The organism is Nitriliruptor alkaliphilus DSM 45188 (genome assembly GCF_000969705.1).
Classification (GTDB): domain Bacteria; phylum Actinomycetota; class Nitriliruptoria; order Nitriliruptorales; family Nitriliruptoraceae; genus Nitriliruptor; species Nitriliruptor alkaliphilus.
On record NZ_KQ033901.1, the window covers coordinates 589777 to 606166 of the forward strand.

At 71.4% G+C, this 16390-nt stretch carries 13 protein-coding genes and 3 tRNA genes; 8 read left to right on the forward strand and 8 right to left on the reverse strand.

The window, feature by feature from the left end:
- Positions 1–17: 17 nt before the first annotated feature.
- Positions 18–320 (reverse strand): helix-turn-helix transcriptional regulator, encoded by a 303-nt coding sequence (locus tag NITAL_RS02770; RefSeq protein WP_052664536.1) that lies wholly within the window; start codon positions 318–320, stop codon positions 18–20.
- A gap of 115 nt (positions 321–435) precedes the next feature.
- On the opposite strand from NITAL_RS02770, the gene NITAL_RS02775 reads away from it, so the two are divergent.
- Together NITAL_RS02775 and NITAL_RS02780 are read left to right on the forward strand one after the other, a co-directional pair.
- Complete coding sequence (locus NITAL_RS02775; RefSeq protein ID WP_083441156.1) at positions 436–2694, forward strand: putative bifunctional diguanylate cyclase/phosphodiesterase; 2259 nt, start codon at positions 436–438, stop codon at positions 2692–2694.
- Positions 2695–2832: 138 nt separating this feature from the next.
- On the forward strand, positions 2833–3120 hold the full coding sequence (locus tag NITAL_RS02780) for a hypothetical protein (RefSeq protein WP_157041578.1): 288 nt from the start codon (positions 2833–2835) through the stop codon (positions 3118–3120).
- A 179-nt stretch (positions 3121–3299) separates the two neighbouring features.
- On the opposite strand, the gene NITAL_RS02785 is transcribed toward NITAL_RS02780, so the two are convergent.
- The 3 genes from NITAL_RS02785 to NITAL_RS02795 all read right to left on the reverse strand — a co-directional run bounded on the left by NITAL_RS02785 (position 3300) and on the right by NITAL_RS02795 (position 3665).
- Positions 3300–3372, reverse strand: a tRNA-Phe gene (locus NITAL_RS02785).
- Between the two features lie 117 nt (positions 3373–3489).
- A tRNA-Asp gene (locus NITAL_RS02790) sits at positions 3490–3564 on the reverse strand.
- A gap of 28 nt (positions 3565–3592) precedes the next feature.
- Positions 3593–3665 (reverse strand) — tRNA-Lys (locus NITAL_RS02795).
- A gap of 143 nt (positions 3666–3808) precedes the next feature.
- Between NITAL_RS02795 and NITAL_RS02800 the strand changes: the two genes are divergently transcribed.
- Complete coding sequence (locus NITAL_RS02800; RefSeq protein WP_052664539.1) at positions 3809–4807, forward strand: GNAT family N-acetyltransferase; 999 nt, start codon at positions 3809–3811, stop codon at positions 4805–4807.
- Between the two features lie 157 nt (positions 4808–4964).
- Positions 4965–5756 carry a hypothetical protein gene (locus NITAL_RS02805; protein ID WP_157041579.1) on the forward strand — a complete coding sequence of 264 codons (792 nt, stop codon included), beginning with the start codon at positions 4965–4967 and terminating at the stop codon, positions 5754–5756.
- A 25-nt stretch (positions 5757–5781) separates the two neighbouring features.
- On the opposite strand, the gene NITAL_RS02810 is transcribed toward NITAL_RS02805, so the two are convergent.
- Positions 5782–6474 (reverse strand): winged helix-turn-helix transcriptional regulator, encoded by a 693-nt coding sequence (locus NITAL_RS02810; protein ID WP_052664541.1) that lies wholly within the window; start codon positions 6472–6474, stop codon positions 5782–5784.
- A 158-nt stretch (positions 6475–6632) separates the two neighbouring features.
- Between NITAL_RS02810 and NITAL_RS02815 the strand changes: the two genes are divergently transcribed.
- On the forward strand, positions 6633–7526 hold the full coding sequence (locus NITAL_RS02815; protein WP_083441158.1) for an alpha/beta hydrolase: 894 nt from the start codon (positions 6633–6635) through the stop codon (positions 7524–7526).
- Between the two features lie 64 nt (positions 7527–7590).
- Here NITAL_RS02815 and NITAL_RS02820 read toward each other — a convergent pair whose 3' ends face one another.
- Positions 7591–11253, reverse strand: coding sequence for a DUF7507 domain-containing protein (locus tag NITAL_RS02820; RefSeq protein ID WP_052664543.1), 3663 nt, complete (start codon positions 11251–11253; stop codon positions 7591–7593).
- A gap of 590 nt (positions 11254–11843) precedes the next feature.
- On the opposite strand from NITAL_RS02820, the gene NITAL_RS02825 reads away from it, so the two are divergent.
- The 3 genes from NITAL_RS02825 (at position 11844) to NITAL_RS26155 (ending at position 13916) form a co-directional block, all read left to right on the forward strand.
- Positions 11844–12836, forward strand: a complete 993-nt coding sequence (locus NITAL_RS02825; RefSeq protein ID WP_052664544.1) for a helix-turn-helix domain-containing protein — start codon at positions 11844–11846, stop codon at positions 12834–12836.
- Positions 12837–12963: 127 nt separating this feature from the next.
- Positions 12964–13458, forward strand: a complete 495-nt coding sequence (locus NITAL_RS02830; protein ID WP_211262163.1) for a DUF4395 domain-containing protein — start codon at positions 12964–12966, stop codon at positions 13456–13458.
- Positions 13455–13916, forward strand: a complete 462-nt coding sequence (locus NITAL_RS26155; RefSeq protein WP_083441159.1) for a thioredoxin family protein — start codon at positions 13455–13457, stop codon at positions 13914–13916. Before NITAL_RS02830 ends, NITAL_RS26155 begins: the two co-directional genes overlap by 4 nt.
- A 4-nt stretch (positions 13917–13920) precedes the next feature.
- Here NITAL_RS26155 and NITAL_RS02835 read toward each other — a convergent pair whose 3' ends face one another.
- Together NITAL_RS02835 and NITAL_RS02840 are read right to left on the reverse strand one after the other, a co-directional pair.
- A complete protein-coding gene (locus NITAL_RS02835; RefSeq protein ID WP_083441160.1) occupies positions 13921–14583 on the reverse strand; it encodes a thymidine kinase in 663 nt (220 codons plus the stop codon).
- A 129-nt stretch (positions 14584–14712) separates the two neighbouring features.
- The gene (locus NITAL_RS02840; protein WP_052664545.1) at positions 14713–16332 is read right to left on the reverse strand and encodes a putative glycoside hydrolase; all 1620 of its coding nucleotides are present in this window, start codon (positions 16330–16332) and stop codon (positions 14713–14715) included.
- Positions 16333–16390: the final 58 nt, after the last annotated feature.

Here is a 16390-nt window from a genome sequence, read left to right on the forward strand (position 1 = left end):
GCCGACGGGAGCTGCGGTCACGCACCGTCTGCATCCGGGCTGGGTTCCAGGTCGCCGAGCGCACGGATGAGATCGGCCACGGTGCGGCCGCCCCCGGGAGCGTCGTGCAGTGGCACGTCCCGTTGGACCTCGTAGCGGTTCCGGCGCCCCTGACGGTGCTTGGTCAGGTAGCCAGCGTCGACCAGGTCTCGTACGGCCGTCGTGACCGTGCGTTCGGTCACACCGAGACTCTCGGCGATGTCGCGCAGGCGCGCGTCAGGGTGCCGGGCGATGAAGAGCATCGTCCGGCCATGGGTCGTCAAGAAGGTCCACGTGTACACACTGAAGAAGGTAGCATCTTTCCGGAAAATCAATACCATCTAATCCGTTCCGAGGAGGTTCGAGTTCCGAGCACCATCAGACCTCCACCGCCATCCCCACTGCTAACGGGAGATCATGAGCTCCAGCTCGGGCCATCTCGCCGCCGTGTCTCGGCGGGACTGGGCGGGTCCGCTGGTCTGCGTCGCGATGGCGGTCGCCTACGGCGGGCTCGCGCAGGCCACGGTGTGGCTGCACGCCCCGGGGGCGTTCGAGCCGGTCTTCTGGCCAGGCGCAGGACTGAGTCTGGCCGTGCTGCTGCTGTTGCCCACACGTCGCTGGGGCTGGGTGGTCGCAGGTGTCGCCGTGGCCGAACTGGCCGGCAACCTGGCGTGGGGGTTCCCGCTGGTTCCGTCGCTGTGGTGGGTGGCCGCGAACTCGGTCGGCCCCCTGGTCGGCGCGACGCTGCTGCGCCGCTCTGGCAACCCGGACGGGCTGCTCGCGCCGTTGCACCACCTGCGTTCGTTCGTGGGCTTCGGGGTGCTCGCGGGGCCGTCGGTGACCGCGACCATCGGCACGTTGGGCTCGTCGTGGGGCACGGAAGGGCCCGTCGGCGCGCTCTGGCAGGTGTGGCCGAGCTACCTGCTCTCGGATGCTCTCGGTGTGCTCGTCCTCGCGCCGCTACTGCTCGCGTGGCGCAGTCGCGGTCTCGCCCGGCACCCGGTAGAGGTCGGGGCGCTGTTCGTGACACTCCTGGCGGTGGGGCTCGTCACGTTGGCCGACGCGGATAGGCCGCTCGCCACCGGGCTGCCGTACCTGATCTTCCCGATGCTCACCTGGGCGGGCCTGCGTTTCGGGATCCGAGGGGCCGCGCTCGCGGTGTTCGCCATGACTCAGGTGGCGACCTGGAACGCCGTGACTGGCGCCGGCCCGTTCGTGGCGGCCCTCGATGACGCCGGTGCCGTGCTGCTGCCGGTCTTCCTGCTCGGCGCGGCGCTGTCGGTGTTCGTACTCGCTGCGGTGGTCGAGGGCCTCAGCGACAGCACCGAGGTCCAACGTCAGCTCACACGTCAGGCCTACCGCGACGACCTGACCGGGCTGCCCAACCGCCGCTACCTCATCGAGTACCTGACGGGCCACACCGCGTCGTGGCCCTCGGGGCGCGTGGTGGTCTTCGCCGCTGATCTGGATCACTTCAAGTTCGTCAACGACGGGCTGGGTCACCTGGCCGGCAACGAGGTTCTGATCGAGATCGCACGTCGCCTCGAGCGCGCCGTTCGCCCCGGAGACCTCGTGGTCCGTTCCAGCGGCGACGAGTTCATCGCCGTGCTCCACGTCGTCGAAGCAGACATCCTCCCCCTCGCCAGACGCCTGATCGAGAGTGCGTCCGGGCCCATGGTCCTGTCGACGGGCAGCGTCATCACCCAACCGATCTCGATCGGGATCGCAGACGGCTCACCGGATGACGATCCTGAACTCACCCTCCGCGGCGCAGATGCCGCCCTGCACCACGCGAAACATCTCGGTCGGGCACAGGCGTACCGCTTCGACGAGCACCTCCAACGCCGGGACCGCGACCGCCGCCTGGTCCAGTCCGACCTGGAGCGCGGACTCGAGGACGGGCAGATCACCTGCCACTACCAGCCGGAGATCGACGCCCTGACCGGCCGGGTGGTCTGCTTCGAAGCACTGGCCCGCTGGCACCACCCGACCGCCGGGTTGCTCACCCCCGACCGGTTCATGCCCGCCATCGAGGACATGGGAGCCATCGGCGAGCTGTTCGAGAGCGTGCTCGCCCAGGCGCTCACCGAACAGTCCAGGTGGTCGGACGAGTTGGGCTCAGCTCCACCCGTCGCCATCAACCTCTCCGCCAACCAGATCGCCGACAGCCGGCTGCCCGACACGGTCGCCACGGCACTGGCAGCCGTCGGCGCCACGCCCGATCGCCTCTGGCTCGAGATGACCGAGACCGCACTGGCACACCAACCTGCCTACGACGTCCTGCTCGCCCTGCACGATCTCGGCATCATGCTCGCGATCGACGACTTCGGCACCGGCTGGTCATCCATCTCCCGGCTCGCGGCGTTCCCCTGGGACCTGCTGAAGATCGACCGCAGCTTCGTCGACCAACTCGCGCCGGGCGAAAGCCACACCCAGCGGATCATCCGATCCACGATCACCATGGCCCACGACCTCGGGATGCTCACCACCGCCGAAGGTGTCGAGAACCCCTCCCAGGTCGAGCGGCTGACCGAGTTCGGGTGCGACTACCTCCAGGGCTACCTGTTCAGCCGCCCAGTCCCCGCACCTGACGTGCTCGCCCACGTCACCGGAGAGTGGCTGTGGGCAGGACCAGGATCGGGGACGATGGCGCCGGTCATGGGTCGAAGGCGCTGAAGCAACGCGTCGTGCCCGGCACGCGGACGGTCCAGAGGCGAACAGGTCCGCGCCGCTGGCCGTCCCGCTGGGCGGCCGTTCTCCCCGGCCGCCGCGTGGGTGCTGCTGCGGCTGTTGGCCGGCAAGCAGCCCGGACCGATGTCAGCTTCGCGCCTCTCGCAGCGGCGCCACCACCTGCGGCACGACGACGCGCAACAGCTCGCCGGCCGGCTGCGCAAGCGCGCGGCCGTCTCGTTCTGGCACGTGCACCCCTCACTGGTCGGCGACCTCGCCGCCGAACCGGGATGCGTGCTCGCTGGACGCTCCGCAGCCGAACGGGTCGGCGCCGATCTCGCCGGGCACAGCGGCCCCCTCGAGGTCTCCCTCCCCGCCCCCGCGGCCGACCGCCTCGACGCCTGGCGTGAGGAGGACCCCCGTGGCCGCTGACCGGCAGATCAAGCTCCCCCACGAGGGCACGGAGGGGCGCCCGTGATGACGCCTGCGGGACCCGATCGGTTCCACGTGCCCGCGACCTCAGCGATCGAGGACGCCGCGCGCCGTCGAGACGCGGGCCCGAGAGCGCGGTTCGGGCCCCTGGATGTCTCCGGGGGCCCGAACGGGGTGGGTGGTCAGGGGCGGGGTCGAACCGCCGACACCACGATTTTCAGTCGTGTGCTCTACCAACTGAGCTACCTGACCGCGATGGTCGCGCCCCATCCCACCGGTCGGCGGGGTGATGCGCGACGGCCGGTCGACCGTGGTGCGATCGACCGGCCGTTGTGTCGTGCGCCGCCTCGCGTGCGGGGCGGTGTGACGCGGACCTGACGGGATTTGAACCCGCGGCCTCCACCTTGACAGGGTGGCGAGCACTCCTGACTGCTCCACAGGTCCCTGTGGTCTTGCGGTGCTGCTCGAACGGTGGGCCGCGCAGGACTCGAACCTGCAACCAGCGGATTAAAAGTCCGATGCTCTGCCAGTTGAGCTAGCGGCCCCTGCTGGAGAGCGCGCCCACCGAGCAGCGCCGGCGAAGGATAACGGGGGGCGGTCGGACGCGCCAACCGAGCCGGGCGCACCTAGCCTCGCGCGCGGTGACCGACCGACGCCGCGGTCCCGCCCACCACCGGAAGGGTCCCGCTTGCGCCTGCACGACGACATCGCCGCCGAGCGAGGCGACGTGGTGGGCCGGGTGCTCAGCGGGGGCGACGGGCACGACGGCTGGACCGACACAGCGGCGGTCGAGGATGCGATCGCGCTGCTCGACGCCGCCGAGGCGTCCGCCCTCGTGCCGCTCGTCGACGAGGCCGAGCGCCACCGGTTGCGTGCCCTGCACACCACTGACGAACGGGCGGCGCACTGGCATCCCGTCCTCGCGCGCCGGGGCGAGGTGGCCGTCGGCTACGCCGGCGTCGTGCTGCCGCACACCCCCGGCCTGACCGCCGTCGGGGACGTCGCGGTTTCCCGCGAGCACACCCCGTGCGGTCCGGTCCTGTCGGTGCTGCTGGCCAGCCTCGAAGGTCTCGCCTGGCAGCACGCGGCCGGACGGCTGCAGGTCTGGATCCGGCATGCGACCGCCGAGGACGTCAGCTGCGCCACCGACGAGGGCTACGGCATCGACCGGCGCCTGGCGGTCCTCGGCCGCCACCTGCCCGTCCCCGTCGCGGAGCCGTCCGCGCCGCCGCCCGCCGGCATCACGATCCGTGCCGCACGTCCGGACCTCGACGACGAAGGGATCGTCGCGGTCCTCGCCGCGGCCTACGGCGCCGGACCCGACGGCGGGTGGGACCTGCCCCGGTTCCGTGAGCGGGCGGCGCTCGACTGGTTCCGACACGAGGACCTGCTCGTCGCCGTCGACGAGGTCGGGCGCATCCTCGGCATGCACTGGCTCAAGCGCCGGTCGGCCACCGTCGGCGAGGTCTACAACCTCGCCATCCATCCGGACGGGCAGGGCGCGGGACTCGGCGGAGCGCTGCTGCACGCCGGCCTCGCTCACCTCACCGACGTCGGCTGCGACGAGGTGCTGCTCTGGGTCGACCGCGCGAACGAACGGGCGGTCCGCCTGTACACCTCCCAGGGCCTGACGACCCGCTGGGAGGACGTGGCCCTCGGCCGCACGCTGCGGGGGTCGGCTCGGTGACCGCGAGCCAGCCCGGACGGACGGGTCGGACTACGGTGTCGGCCCTTCCGTCGTGGCCCACCAGGCCTCGGCGCGTCCGGATGGGGGTCCGTTGCGTCCACGATCACGCGTCCACATCGCTCTCGCCACGTTCGCGCTGGCCGCATCGGCCTGCGCTGTGGGGACGGGATCCGATCCGGACCGAGGCGCGGCTGATGGTCCACCGGTCGAGGACGCGGCGCTCGCCGACGAGACGGCCAGCGACGCCGCCGCCGATGACCCCAACGAGGACGCCGCCGACACGGCCACCGACGACGATGGCGACGGGGACAGCCCCGGAGGGCCTCAGCTACCGCCGGGCTGCGGCGACCGGTTCCTCGATCCCGACCGCGTGGTCGAGGGCGAGGTGTTCGCCGACTGCCTCGTCGCCGCCATGGAGATCGCCCGGACCTTCCACCTGACGCGGACCACCTCGCTGTCGACCGACCGGTGGGACGTCGCGGTCGCGCCCGAGCTGGCCATCGACGGCACCATCGAGGACCCGGCCGGCCGCATCATCGTGCTGGGCGACACCGGGTGGATGGAGACAGCGGTCGGCTGGATCCAGGCGGGACCGACCGACGAACCCCTCGAGATGGCGGTCACGATGGCCGTCGAGCTCGCCATCGCGACGACCGGCCTCGAGGGCACCCGCGCCAGGTTCGCGACCTCCCCCGGCTACACCCCCATCGGCACGCGAGAGATCGACGGACGTCCGAGCTGGGGGTACACCGGGTCGCCCGAGCAGATCTTCGAGGGCGTCATCACCGAGTCGTTCGAGATCTGGATCGACGCCAACCACCTCCCCGTCAGGGTCGAGCAGGTGACATCGGTGCCGGAGCTGTACGCGAACGAGACCGAGCGCTGGGACTACCGCGACTGGGGCGAACCGTTCGAGGTCGAGCCCCCCGCAGGCTTCGATGAAGGCTGACCATGGTGCCCGCGTGCGCGTGGCCTCAGGCGTCGACGGGGCCACGCTCGACACGCGAGCCGGGCGGCACCAGCTTGTAGCCCACGCCGCGGACGGTCACGATCATCTGCTCGTACTCGGGACCGAGCTTGGCGCGCAGCCGCCGCACGTGGACGTCGACGGTGCGCGACCCACCGAAGTAGTCGTAGCCCCAGACCTCCTGCAGGAGCAGCTCGCGGGTGAACACCCGGTTCGGTGCGTTCGCCAGCGTCTTGATGAGCTCGAACTCCTTGTAGGTGAGGTCGAGCGGCTGGCCACGGAGGCGCACCTGGTAGCTGTCCTCGTCGACGACGAGGTCCCCGACGTTGGCGGCGCGCTGCGGCTGCGAGGCGACGGCTCGCTCGCGCACCAGGCGCAGACGCGTCTCGATCTCGGCCGGGGAGGCGAACGGCTGCAACCAGTCGTCGAACCCCCACGTGGACTTGAGCGCCGCCAGTCCACCCTCCGACATCACGACCAGGACGGGCTTGTCGAGGTCGTGCACGGACGCGGCGCGGCACGCGGCCGCACCCTCCCGCAGGTCCTGGGTGGCGTCGACCACCACCACGTCGCACGACCCGAGCCCGAGCAGGGAGCCCGACGCGAGTGGCGCGTCCTGGAGGCTGTGGTCGAGGTACTCGAGGGCGGGGAGCAACGACTTGCCCCCGCCGGGGCGGTCGGTGAGCACCAGCAGGTGCACCCGCGCTCTCCTGGTCGTGGCACCGCGGTGCCGTCCTCGTGGCCGCCATCACCACACCCCTGGGGTGGTGGTGTCCGAAACGCACGACGCCCCGCACACACGTCGAGGTCCGGGCGAGGCGGCGACGTTGCCGGGGCGAGCCGAGGGGATCGTCGCAGATGGTGACCCCCGAAGTCCAACCGCCACCGTCCGACGACGGTCCCGCACCCTCTCGCGCTGGCCCACGGCGGGGTCCGTTCCGCCGCTACCTCGAGACCCGCGGCGTGGTCGGCGGCCACGCCTCGGCTCACGCACGCACCCGCCTCGTCGCCGCCGACGGGACCCGGCTTGCGGGCAGCTACCTGCCCGGTCCGGCGTCGTCGCCCACCGCCGTGCTGCTCCTCCACGGCTTCGCGGCCAACCGTCGCAAGCCTGCGTACGCGCGCCTCGCGGACGGCCTGGCACGCGAGATCCCGGTCCTCGCCCTGGACATGCGCGGGCACGGTCGGTCCGGCGGGACCTGCACCTTCGGCGACCACGAGGTGCAGGACGTCGCCGCGGGGCTCGCGTGGCTGCGCGCCCTCGGTCACCGCCACGTGGTCACCGTCGGCCTGTCGATGGGCGGCACCTCCGCCCTCCACGCCGCCTCGCTCGGTGCGGACACCGACGCGGTCGTGGCCATCTCGGCGCCCGCGTGGTTCCGCGAGGTACCCGACACCGACGCGCTCCGGCGGCTGCACACGGTGTGGCACCGGCCAGCCGCCCGGGCTGGCCTGCGGATCGCGCTGGGAATCCGGTTGGCCGGCCCGTCGGCGTGGCGCTCCCCGCCGCACCCGGCGGAGATGGTCGCGCAGGTCTCCGCACCGCTGCTGGTGATCCACGGCGCCGACGACGCCTACTTCCCGCCGTCGGACGCCGACGACCTCGTGGCGGCGGCGGCCGGCCCGGCCACGCTGTGGCAGGAACCCGCCGGGTTCGGTCACGCCGAGGACGGCCTCAGTCCCGAGGTCATCGCCCGGCTGCGACACGCGGTCGTGTCCGTGGCCGCGACCGGTCGTTTCCCCCCGCGCTGAACGCCGGAGGCCCGGCCCCCGTGTGGGGAACCGGGCCTCCGTGGCGTCAGGCGTCGGTCAGCCGTCAGGCCGACCGGCGGCGGCGCGGCGTGAGGAGCAGGGCCGCTGCACCGAGCGAGGCCAGGAGCACCCCGAGCGCGACCAGTCGCTCACCCTCGACACCGGTGCGCGGCAGCGTCCGCTGCAGCACAGCCGGCTTCACCTCGACGACCAGGACCTCGACGATGTCCACCGACGCGGTGTCCTCGGCGCTGACCTCCGTCCCGCTCGGGTCGGTCCCCGTCGCGATGCCGAGGTTCTCCACCTCACCGGCAGCGACGTCCGCGGCCGTCAGGGTGTAGTCAGCCTCGACCACGGTCGACTCGCCCGGCTCGAGCGTCGTCCCGGCCGGGACGTCGATCGGACCGATCTTGTCATCGACGAGCGCGATGTCGGTCAGCGTCGTGTTCCCGGTGTTGGAGATCGTGAACCGGTAGCGCACGACGGTGTCCTCACCGTCGGTGTGCTCGACGACCTGGAGCCCGTCCTCGTCCGCATCGACGAGGGCTTCCTTGACCAGGCCGATCCCCGGCTGTGCGGAGAGCACCTCGACGATGCTGACGGTCTCGTCGTCCTCAGCGTCCCGCTCGTTGCCGAACGGGTCGGTCCCGGTCACCGTGCCGACGTTGTCCACCCGGCCCGCCGCGATGTCCGCAGCGGTGATCGTGTAGTCAGCGAAGGCTTCGGTCGACTCCCCGGGCTGCAGGGTGTCGACGGCGAGCATGACCGGTCCGATCTTGTCGTCGACCAGCACGAGGTCGGTCAACGTCGTCTGCCCGGTGTTGGTCGCCACGAAGCGGTACGTGATGGTCGTGGTGGCCCCGTCGAGCACCTCGACCACCCGCTGACCGTCAGCGTCGGCGTCGATCACCGCGTCCTTGGTGAGCGTGATGCCGCTCGGCAGATCATCGTTGATGATGACGCAGCTGATGTGCTGAGCGAGCTCGGGCGTGAACGTGGCGTCCAGGCTGTTCTCGTCGCTGTCCGTGCAGCTGAAGGCGATCTGCTCGTAGCCGTCCAGCAGCTCCTCGGAGACGGTGTACTCGGTGCCGGCGACGACATCGTTGCTCTCGCCGCTGACGACCTCGTCGGCGTTGATCAGGAGCGTGAAGTCAGCGGGCCCGGCGTTGCCTCCGTCATCGTTGATGACGAGCTTGGTGACGGTCACCGTCGGCGCGATGTCGTCGTTGACGATCACACAGGTGATGTCCTGCGCGAGCTCCGGCGTGAACGTCGCCCCGAGGTCGTTCTCGTCGGCGTCGGTGCAGGTGAGCGACACCTGCTCGTAGCCGTCGACCAGGTCCTCGGAGACGGTGTACTCGACGCCCGCGGTCACGGTGCTGCTCGCGCCGCTGGTCACCTCGTCCTCACCGAGGTACAGGGTGAAGTCCGCGATCCCGGCGGTGCCACCGTCGTCGTTGATGACCTCCTTGATCACGGTCACCGTCGGTGCGATGTCGTCGTTGGTGATGGTGCAGACCACCGCCTGACCGAGGGCGAGGGTGACGGGGTTGGCCACCTCCTCCTGGGTCCCGGCGTCGACGCACACCGTGCTGACGTACGCGTAGCCGAGGTCGGTCGGGTCGTCCTCGGTGACGTCGTACTCGACACCGGCCTGCGGGTTGGCGAGTGCCACGCCGTGGGCGATCGGACCGCCGTTGACCCGCAGCTGGAAGTCATCGGGCCCGAGCGCACCACCGTCGTCGTTGATGACGGACTTGACGACCGTGAGGCCTGGCATGACGTCGTCGTTGGTGATGGTGCAGGTGACCGACTGCGCGAGGTCGAGCGTCACCGGGTGGCCGACATCGACGCCGGTGTCGTCGTCCTCACAGACCAGGCCGGTCTGGGCGTACCCGGGCTGCTGGTCCTCGGACACGGTGTACTCGACACCAGCGACCACGTCGTTCGGGTCGTCGTGCTGGACCGAGGCACCGTTGAGGTACAGCGGGAAGTCGTCGGGCCCGAGCGTGCCGCCCGAGTCGTTGACGACCTCCTTGACCACCGTCAGCGTCGGTGCGATCGCCGTGTTGGTGATGACACAGGTGGCGTTCTGGCCGACCGTCAGGCTCACCGCGCCGTTCGCCGCGCAGTCACCGCCCCAGGAGCCGGCGGCGTAGCCGGGCAGCGTCGACTCCGACGCGGTGTGCGAACCCGCGTTCAGGCCGACGGCGGTGTCCCAGTCGACGTCCGCGCCATCGATGCGGGCCTGGAAGTCGTCCTGGGTGGCGGTGCCACCGGCGCTGTTGTCGACGATCTTCTCGAGCGTCAGCGTGGGCTGGACGTCGGAGTTGGTGATCGTGCAGGTGGCCTCGTCGCCCGGACCGACGGTGATGCTGCCGTTGGCGGCGCAGTCACCACCCCAGTCACCGGCGGTGTAGCCGCTGACGTTCATCACCTCAGAGGCGGTGTGCGACCCGATGGTGGTCTCGATCGCCGTGTCCCACCCGACGTTCGTCCCGTCGAGCTTGGCCTGGAAGTCATCCTGGGTCGCGGTGCCACCGAACTGGTTGTTCACCGTCTTGACGAGGGTGATCTTCGGTGCGATGGCGGTGTTGGTGATGGTGCAGGTGGTCGTGCTGTTGGCCGCGACGGTGATGTTGCCGTCGCCGTCGATGGCGTTGGCGGCACCGATCGTGCAGGTCACCGAGTAGTCGGCATCCCAGCCGGTGGGGACCGTCTCGGTCAGCGAGTAGTCGCTGCCCGCGAACAGCGGCTCGTCATCGGTGTCGCCGTAGACGAACGACGAGCCGTGCGCGGCGAGGTCGAAGGAGGCGAGCGTCGACGCGCCCTTCTTCAGCTCGACGGGGAACGGACCGCTGAGTCCGATCGGCGAGGTCACCTTCTGGACCACGAGCTGCCCGCAGTTGCTGATCGACGGGCCGGGGAAGCCGTTGAGCACGACGTCCTGGAGCTCGGCCGACGTCGAGTTGCCGGTCTGACTGAAGGGCAGGACCGTCGCGAAGGTGACGCATTCCTGGCCCACGCCCGGCAGGATGCCCGACGTGGTCAGGTTGATCGCTGCCTCGCCGCGGAGCGTGTCGTTCTTGCCCCCGTCGACCGCCGCGATCGCCTTGTTACCGTTCAGTTCGGTGGCGCCCGACCAGTCGCTGCCGGTCCATGAACGCAGGTACATGGCCGGGACGGGGTCGAAGTCGAAGGTGAGGAGCAGGTCGCCGACCTGTCGGTTCGCGAACGGGTTGCACCCACCGGCGTTGAAGAAGTCCGGGGTGCCCGTGCACGCAGGGGTCAGCGACCCCTTCTGCAGCTCGAGCGACACGTTCACGGCGCCCTGTGGTGCGAACCGCTGCCAGGCGAAGTAGAGGAGGACGTCATCGCCCTGGGTGGCCAGGTCCACCCAGATGTTGCAGAGGTCGCTCTTGCCGGTGACGTTCCCCGTCTCGAAGACCGGGGTGCCCGCATCCTGGATGTTGTTGAGCTTGTAGTTGTTGCCGTTGATCGGCTTGTCATCGCTGCTGGAGTTGCAGGGGTCCGTCAAGGTCTGCATCGACGGCGTGCTGTCCGGCACGATGCCGTCGATGCTCCACGGTCCGATGGCCGCCTCGGCCGTGCCCGCCCCGAGGAACGGCAACTGGGACGCCAGCAGCGACAGTGCGACGAGGATGGGGATCAGCGTGCGGCGCAGCCCGTGCGCCTTGCGGTGGCTGATCGAGAAGGTGGTCCCCACGGTGGTGCCTTCCGGTCGTGTTGCGCGGTGTCGCGCGTCCTGCTTCACGGCCGGTCTCGCCACTCGCTCCCCGCGGGACCGTGAGGCGGCCAGGTGCGACCACCCCCGGGCGACCGGCAGAGGCGCCCCCTGGGCAACCACCCCTGCGTGTCCCTCGGATCAGTGCGTCCGTGTGGCGGAGTGCGCCGTCCGGTGTCGGACGACCCTCGAGCGCTCCGCTCGCTTCGAGCCCCATGACGTGCCCCCGAGTGAGGGGGACGGCCGTCACGATACGTAGCCGACGTCGCGCTGCGTAGCGGAGAACGCGGGTTCGGGACAGAGGTCCCGCCCTCCGAGGACCGGGTGTCGCTCACCGTTAGGTCAGGCGTACGCAGCGTCCCCTCAGTGTGGCCGTGCGGCCTGCCGTGCGCGCTCTCCCGGCCTGCCGTGCGCGCTCCCTGCGGCCCACCCCGTTCGCACAGTTCGCACCGTTCTCCCTACAGTCGACACCGGTCCGGGACGTCACCACCGGACCATCGGCGTTCCCGTACGAGCCACGGGCTCCGTCGAGACCCAGCCACGGTCGCCGACCGACCGATCGAGGAGCCCGCGTGAAGGAGCGCAAGGACGTGAGCGCGGCGACCATCGCCCCGGACCTCGACGCCCGCCCCGCGGCGGACGACGAGGCGGTCGCGCGCGCGCTCGCGGTCCCCACCCGCGCCGGCATCTACCGCCGCCTACGCACCGAGGGACGGCCCGCGACGGCACGTGAGGTCGCCGAGATGTTCGGGCTGCACCCGAACGTCGCCCGCACCCACCTCGACACCCTGGCCGACGCCGGCCTCGTGGTCACCGGCACACGCAAGCACCCTGGCGGTGGACGCCCCGCGAAGGTCTACGTCGCCCGTGAGCAGGCCGTCGACGGCCGTGACCTGCAGGTCCCACCCGGCAGCCAGCTCGCGGTCCACACCATCGTCCAGCTCATCGCCGGCCTGACCGAGCACCGCCACAAGCTCGCGCTGCTCGCCGAGGACCAGGGCCGCAGGCTCGTCGCGGCCAGCGCCGGCCGCGCCGACACCCGGGACTTCCACGCCGCCGCCGTCATCGCCGTCGAGGCGCTCCGCAGCGCCTTCCCCGAGGTCCGCCTCGCCAGCGTCGAGGACGACACCGCCGTCATCGAGGGACTCGAGGTGGGCCTGCGGCTCGTCGGCGAGGTCGACGGCGAGGTCGGCGACGCGCTCGCGACCGGCTTCCTGCGTGGCGCCCTCGCCGCGGCGGGTGCCCCGACGACCGTCACCGCGCGCGGCGGTCGCGTCACCGTCGAACTCGACGAGGCCGGCCTCGGTGCGCAGCCGTCACCGACCACCAGCGTCGACGTCCGCGGCGAGCCCTACCAGCGCGGTGTGGTCGCCACGATGCGTGCCATCGTCCCGCTCCGCCCTGGCGACCACCTCGAGATCCTCACCGACGGCCAGGGCGCGCCGGCCGCGTTCGCCCGCTGGGCGGACCGCGCCGGGCACCAGATCGTCGACGTCGCGCGCGTCCGTGACGTCCGCGGCAAGCCCGCCGTCCGCGTGCTGCTGCGCAAGGCCACCGGCCGCTGACCGACAGGTGGAACGACGACCCGTCCCCCCACCCGCACCGACCCCCGACCCGCACCGACCCCCGACCCCGCACCGACCCCCGACCCCGCACCGACCCCCGACCCGACCGCCCACGAGGAGACCGACGATGGCCCGACGAGCCGACCTGGCGTACGACGCCGACGGCGGGCTGCTGATCGACGTCCGCGGCCCGCGTTTCGGGGCCGCGATCACCACGGTCGTGCTGGCCGTCGCCCTGATCGTCCAAGGACCCGTCGGGGTCACGCTGGTGGCCGTGCAGTGGCTGGTCTTCGCGATCTCGACCGTGTTCGGGCTGGCGTGGTCGCCCTACGGCAACGTCTTCCGGTGGGTCAAGCGGCGCTTCGACCTCGGCGCGCCACCGGCCACCGAGCACGAGGGACCACCGCGGTTCGCGCAGGCGTGCGGCCTCGCCGTCGCCAGCGCCGCGCTCGTCCTGTTCGCCGTCGGGGCGATGACGGCTGGCTGGATCGCGGTCGCGGTCGTGCTGGCCCTGTCCACCCTGCTCGCGACGACCGGCATCTGCGTCGGGTGCGAGCTGTACCTGTTCGGCCAGCGGCTCTCCCGCCGCCGCGCGCCGGACGCGGAGGGAGCCGCCCGATGACCCCGATCGTCCTGCGCCTGCTCCTGGTCCTCCTGCTGCTCGCCGGCGTCGCCCTGGCCGGGTGGTGGTGGAACCGCCGCGACGGTCGTGTCCGCCGCGTGGCCGACGACGCCCCCCGTGTCTCCGTCGACCACCTCACCGACGTCGGGCTCGACCTCACCGGCGCGGATGCCGGTGCGGTGCTCTTCGGGTCCCCGACCTGCGCCCCCTGCGTGGCGGTCGAACGGGTCCTCGCCGAGCTGTCGGCGTCCCGCCCCGGCTTCCGGTGGGTGAAGGTCGACGCCGCCGATCACCTCGGGTTCACCGAAGCACACAAGGTCCTGCGCGTGCCCACGTTGCTGGTCGTCGACGGCGACCGACGCCTGCTCGCCCGGACCAGCGGCGTGCCCGCCACGGGCGACCTCGCCGCCGTGCTCGACGGCGACGGGGACCTCGAGCGCGAGGGCGCCGCGGCCTGATCCGCTACCTCGTCGCGGAGGCCGTGCGGTCGGAGATGGTGGCGGGCACCCCGACGGTGGCAGCCGGCAGGTCCGCGCCGACCCGGGTGGTGCCCTCGCGGAAGTGGCGGCGGCACAACACCTCGTAGGCGACGGTCGACTCGTCGAGGTCGCCGACCACCACCTGCTCGCCGGCCCGCTGGATCTCGCCGTCGACGGTGCGGGCGTTGAAGTTGCCCCGCTCGCCGCACCAGCAGCGCGCCTCGACCTGGAGCTCCTGGCGGCGGTCGGCGAGCTCGAGCAGCCGCTGGGACCCGGGGAACAGCCGGGAGGTGAAGTCGGTCAGCAGCCCGAAGGCGTGCACCTCGACCTCGAGCTCGTCGACGATGCGGCCGAGCTGACCGACCTGCTTGGTCGAGTAGAACTGCGCCTCGTCGCAGATCAGCACGTCGACCGGGTTGCCCGCCGCGATGTGATCGCCGACGTAGGCCCGCAGGTCGAGCTCGTCGGTCACGAGCTCCGCCGGCTGGGCGAGTCCGATCCGTGACGAGATGACCCCGCCCTGCCGGTCGAGCTTGGTGAACAACAGGCAGTGCTTGCCTGCCATCGCCGCGTTGTGGTGGATCTGCAGCGCGAGGGTCGACTTGCCGCAGTTCATGGTGCCGTAGAAGAAGGTCAGGTCGGCCACGCGCGGCGATCCTCCTCGGGGGCCCCCGGCGAGGGGGGTCGGGACGCGGGTCAGGGGTGCTCCGGGGAAGGAGCCCTTCCTACCGCACCGGCGGCCAGCGGCCGAGGAACCTCGACGGGCCCTGTCCGGTCAGTCCCGGGGCTCGTACGCCTCGAGGGTGTACCGGACCACCGGGTCCCACATCAGCCACTCGTCGATGCCCCGGTCCAGGGCGGCCCGGATCTGCTCACGCACGTGGGTCGGCCGGTCGTAGGCGCGGTAGGAGGTGTCCTCGAGCCAGGGCACGATGCGGGTGTCGGTGCCCTCCACGATGTCCAGGAAGGCCTCGAGCGAGCGGAAGATGATGTCGTAGGGCTGCCGGTTGGGATCCGCCACGTCGTACTCACCCGGACCCCAGTGGGAGGGGTAGAGCATCGGCGCCACGTAGTCGACGAACTCGGCCATCCCTCCGACGTCCTGGGCGATCTGGCTCGCCCGCGTCGCGGCGATCCCGTACACCGAGACACCGTGCTCGACCCGGTACGGCGCCAGCCGCTCGGCCGCGAGCTCGGTGAAGTCGACGACCGCCTGCTCCATGGTCCGATCCCCCGCGTCCGGGTCCAGGCCCGGGATGACGAGGTTCTCGGCCGGCCCGTCGGGACGGCGGATGTAGTCCCACAGGATCGAATCGATCCCGGCGGCCGCGGCTTCCTCGGCGATGGCCAGGTTGTACTCGAGGACCTCGTCGCTGGCGAAGCTGGTGAAGCCGCCGTAGCCGGCGTACGGCTCACCGTCGGGGGTCTGGATCACCATGTCGCGTATGCCCTCGTCCCAGGCGTGCTCGGCCAGGACGCGGTCACGGAAGGCGACGATGCGACCCACGATGTGGATGTCCCTGCCGTGCAGCTCGGCCACGGCGTCCTCGAGGTCGTAGACCGCCTCCACGGCTCCGATCTCGCGCGCGAGCGGGACCTGGCTGTCGTACCCGATCCGGCCGGACTCGTCCTTGAGGTCGAGCTGGATGCTGTTGATCAACCCGTCATCGATCATCCCGAGGATGCGCTCCCGGAAGCTCGGCGTCGCCCAGGCGTGCGGGGTGACGTGGACGGCACGGACGTCCTCGCCCGACTCGACCCGTGACGCCAGCCGCCGCAGCTCGAGCTCCTCCTCGGCGGCGTTGCCGTGGGGATCGGTCGCCGTCAGCACGATCGGTCCATCGGGCAGGTCCTGCAGCGTGTGGCTGAACGCGCCGTCGGCGCCGACCGCCACCTCGGCACCGTCCACCGTGAGGGTGGCGTCCGCCTCGGTACGGCCGGCGACGGTGACCTCGTCGTCGCCGAACACGACGGTGTCCTCCGGCTCGGTCAGCTCCAGCTCCGGTGGCGTCGTGTCCACCGCGAAGGCGAACGTCTCCGAGCCGGCGCGCGGCACCGCGACGGCGATCTCGTGCTCGCCTTCCTCGAGGTCCCTGAGCGGGAAGCGCAGCTCGTCGTCAGCGATCACGGCGGCGTCGGTGACGTCCTCACCATCGTGTTCGACCGTGGCCTCGTCGAACCGGGCGGTGGTCTCGTCGTCGACGACGCGGACCACGATGGCTGCCTCGCCGATCCGCTCGGCGTTCAGGACCTCGCCGTCGGCCGGCCCGTCGAAGGCCAGCTCGGTGTCCGACGCGCAGGCGATGAGGACGGCCGCAAGCCCTCCCACCACCAGGGCGGCGCGCGCGAGGGCGCGCGGTCGGACACGGGTGGCGGTCGTGGGCACGGTCGGCACGTAGCGGTCTCCTCTGGCCGTCGCTTCCGGGGCGAACGGGCGGGTCCCCGCGGCGGCA

Coding starts and splice junctions, on each gene's coding strand:
- NITAL_RS02775 (WP_083441156.1), top strand. CDS start 436: ATGAGCTCCAGCTCGGGCCATCTCGCCGCCGTGTCTCGGCGGGACTGG.
- NITAL_RS02780 (WP_157041578.1), top strand. CDS start 2,833: ATGTCAGCTTCGCGCCTCTCGCAGCGGCGCCACCACCTGCGGCACGAC.
- NITAL_RS02815 (WP_083441158.1), top strand. CDS start 6,633: ATGGTGACCCCCGAAGTCCAACCGCCACCGTCCGACGACGGTCCCGCA.
- NITAL_RS02830 (WP_211262163.1), top strand. CDS start 12,964: ATGGCCCGACGAGCCGACCTGGCGTACGACGCCGACGGCGGGCTGCTG.
- NITAL_RS26155 (WP_083441159.1), top strand. CDS start 13,455: ATGACCCCGATCGTCCTGCGCCTGCTCCTGGTCCTCCTGCTGCTCGCC.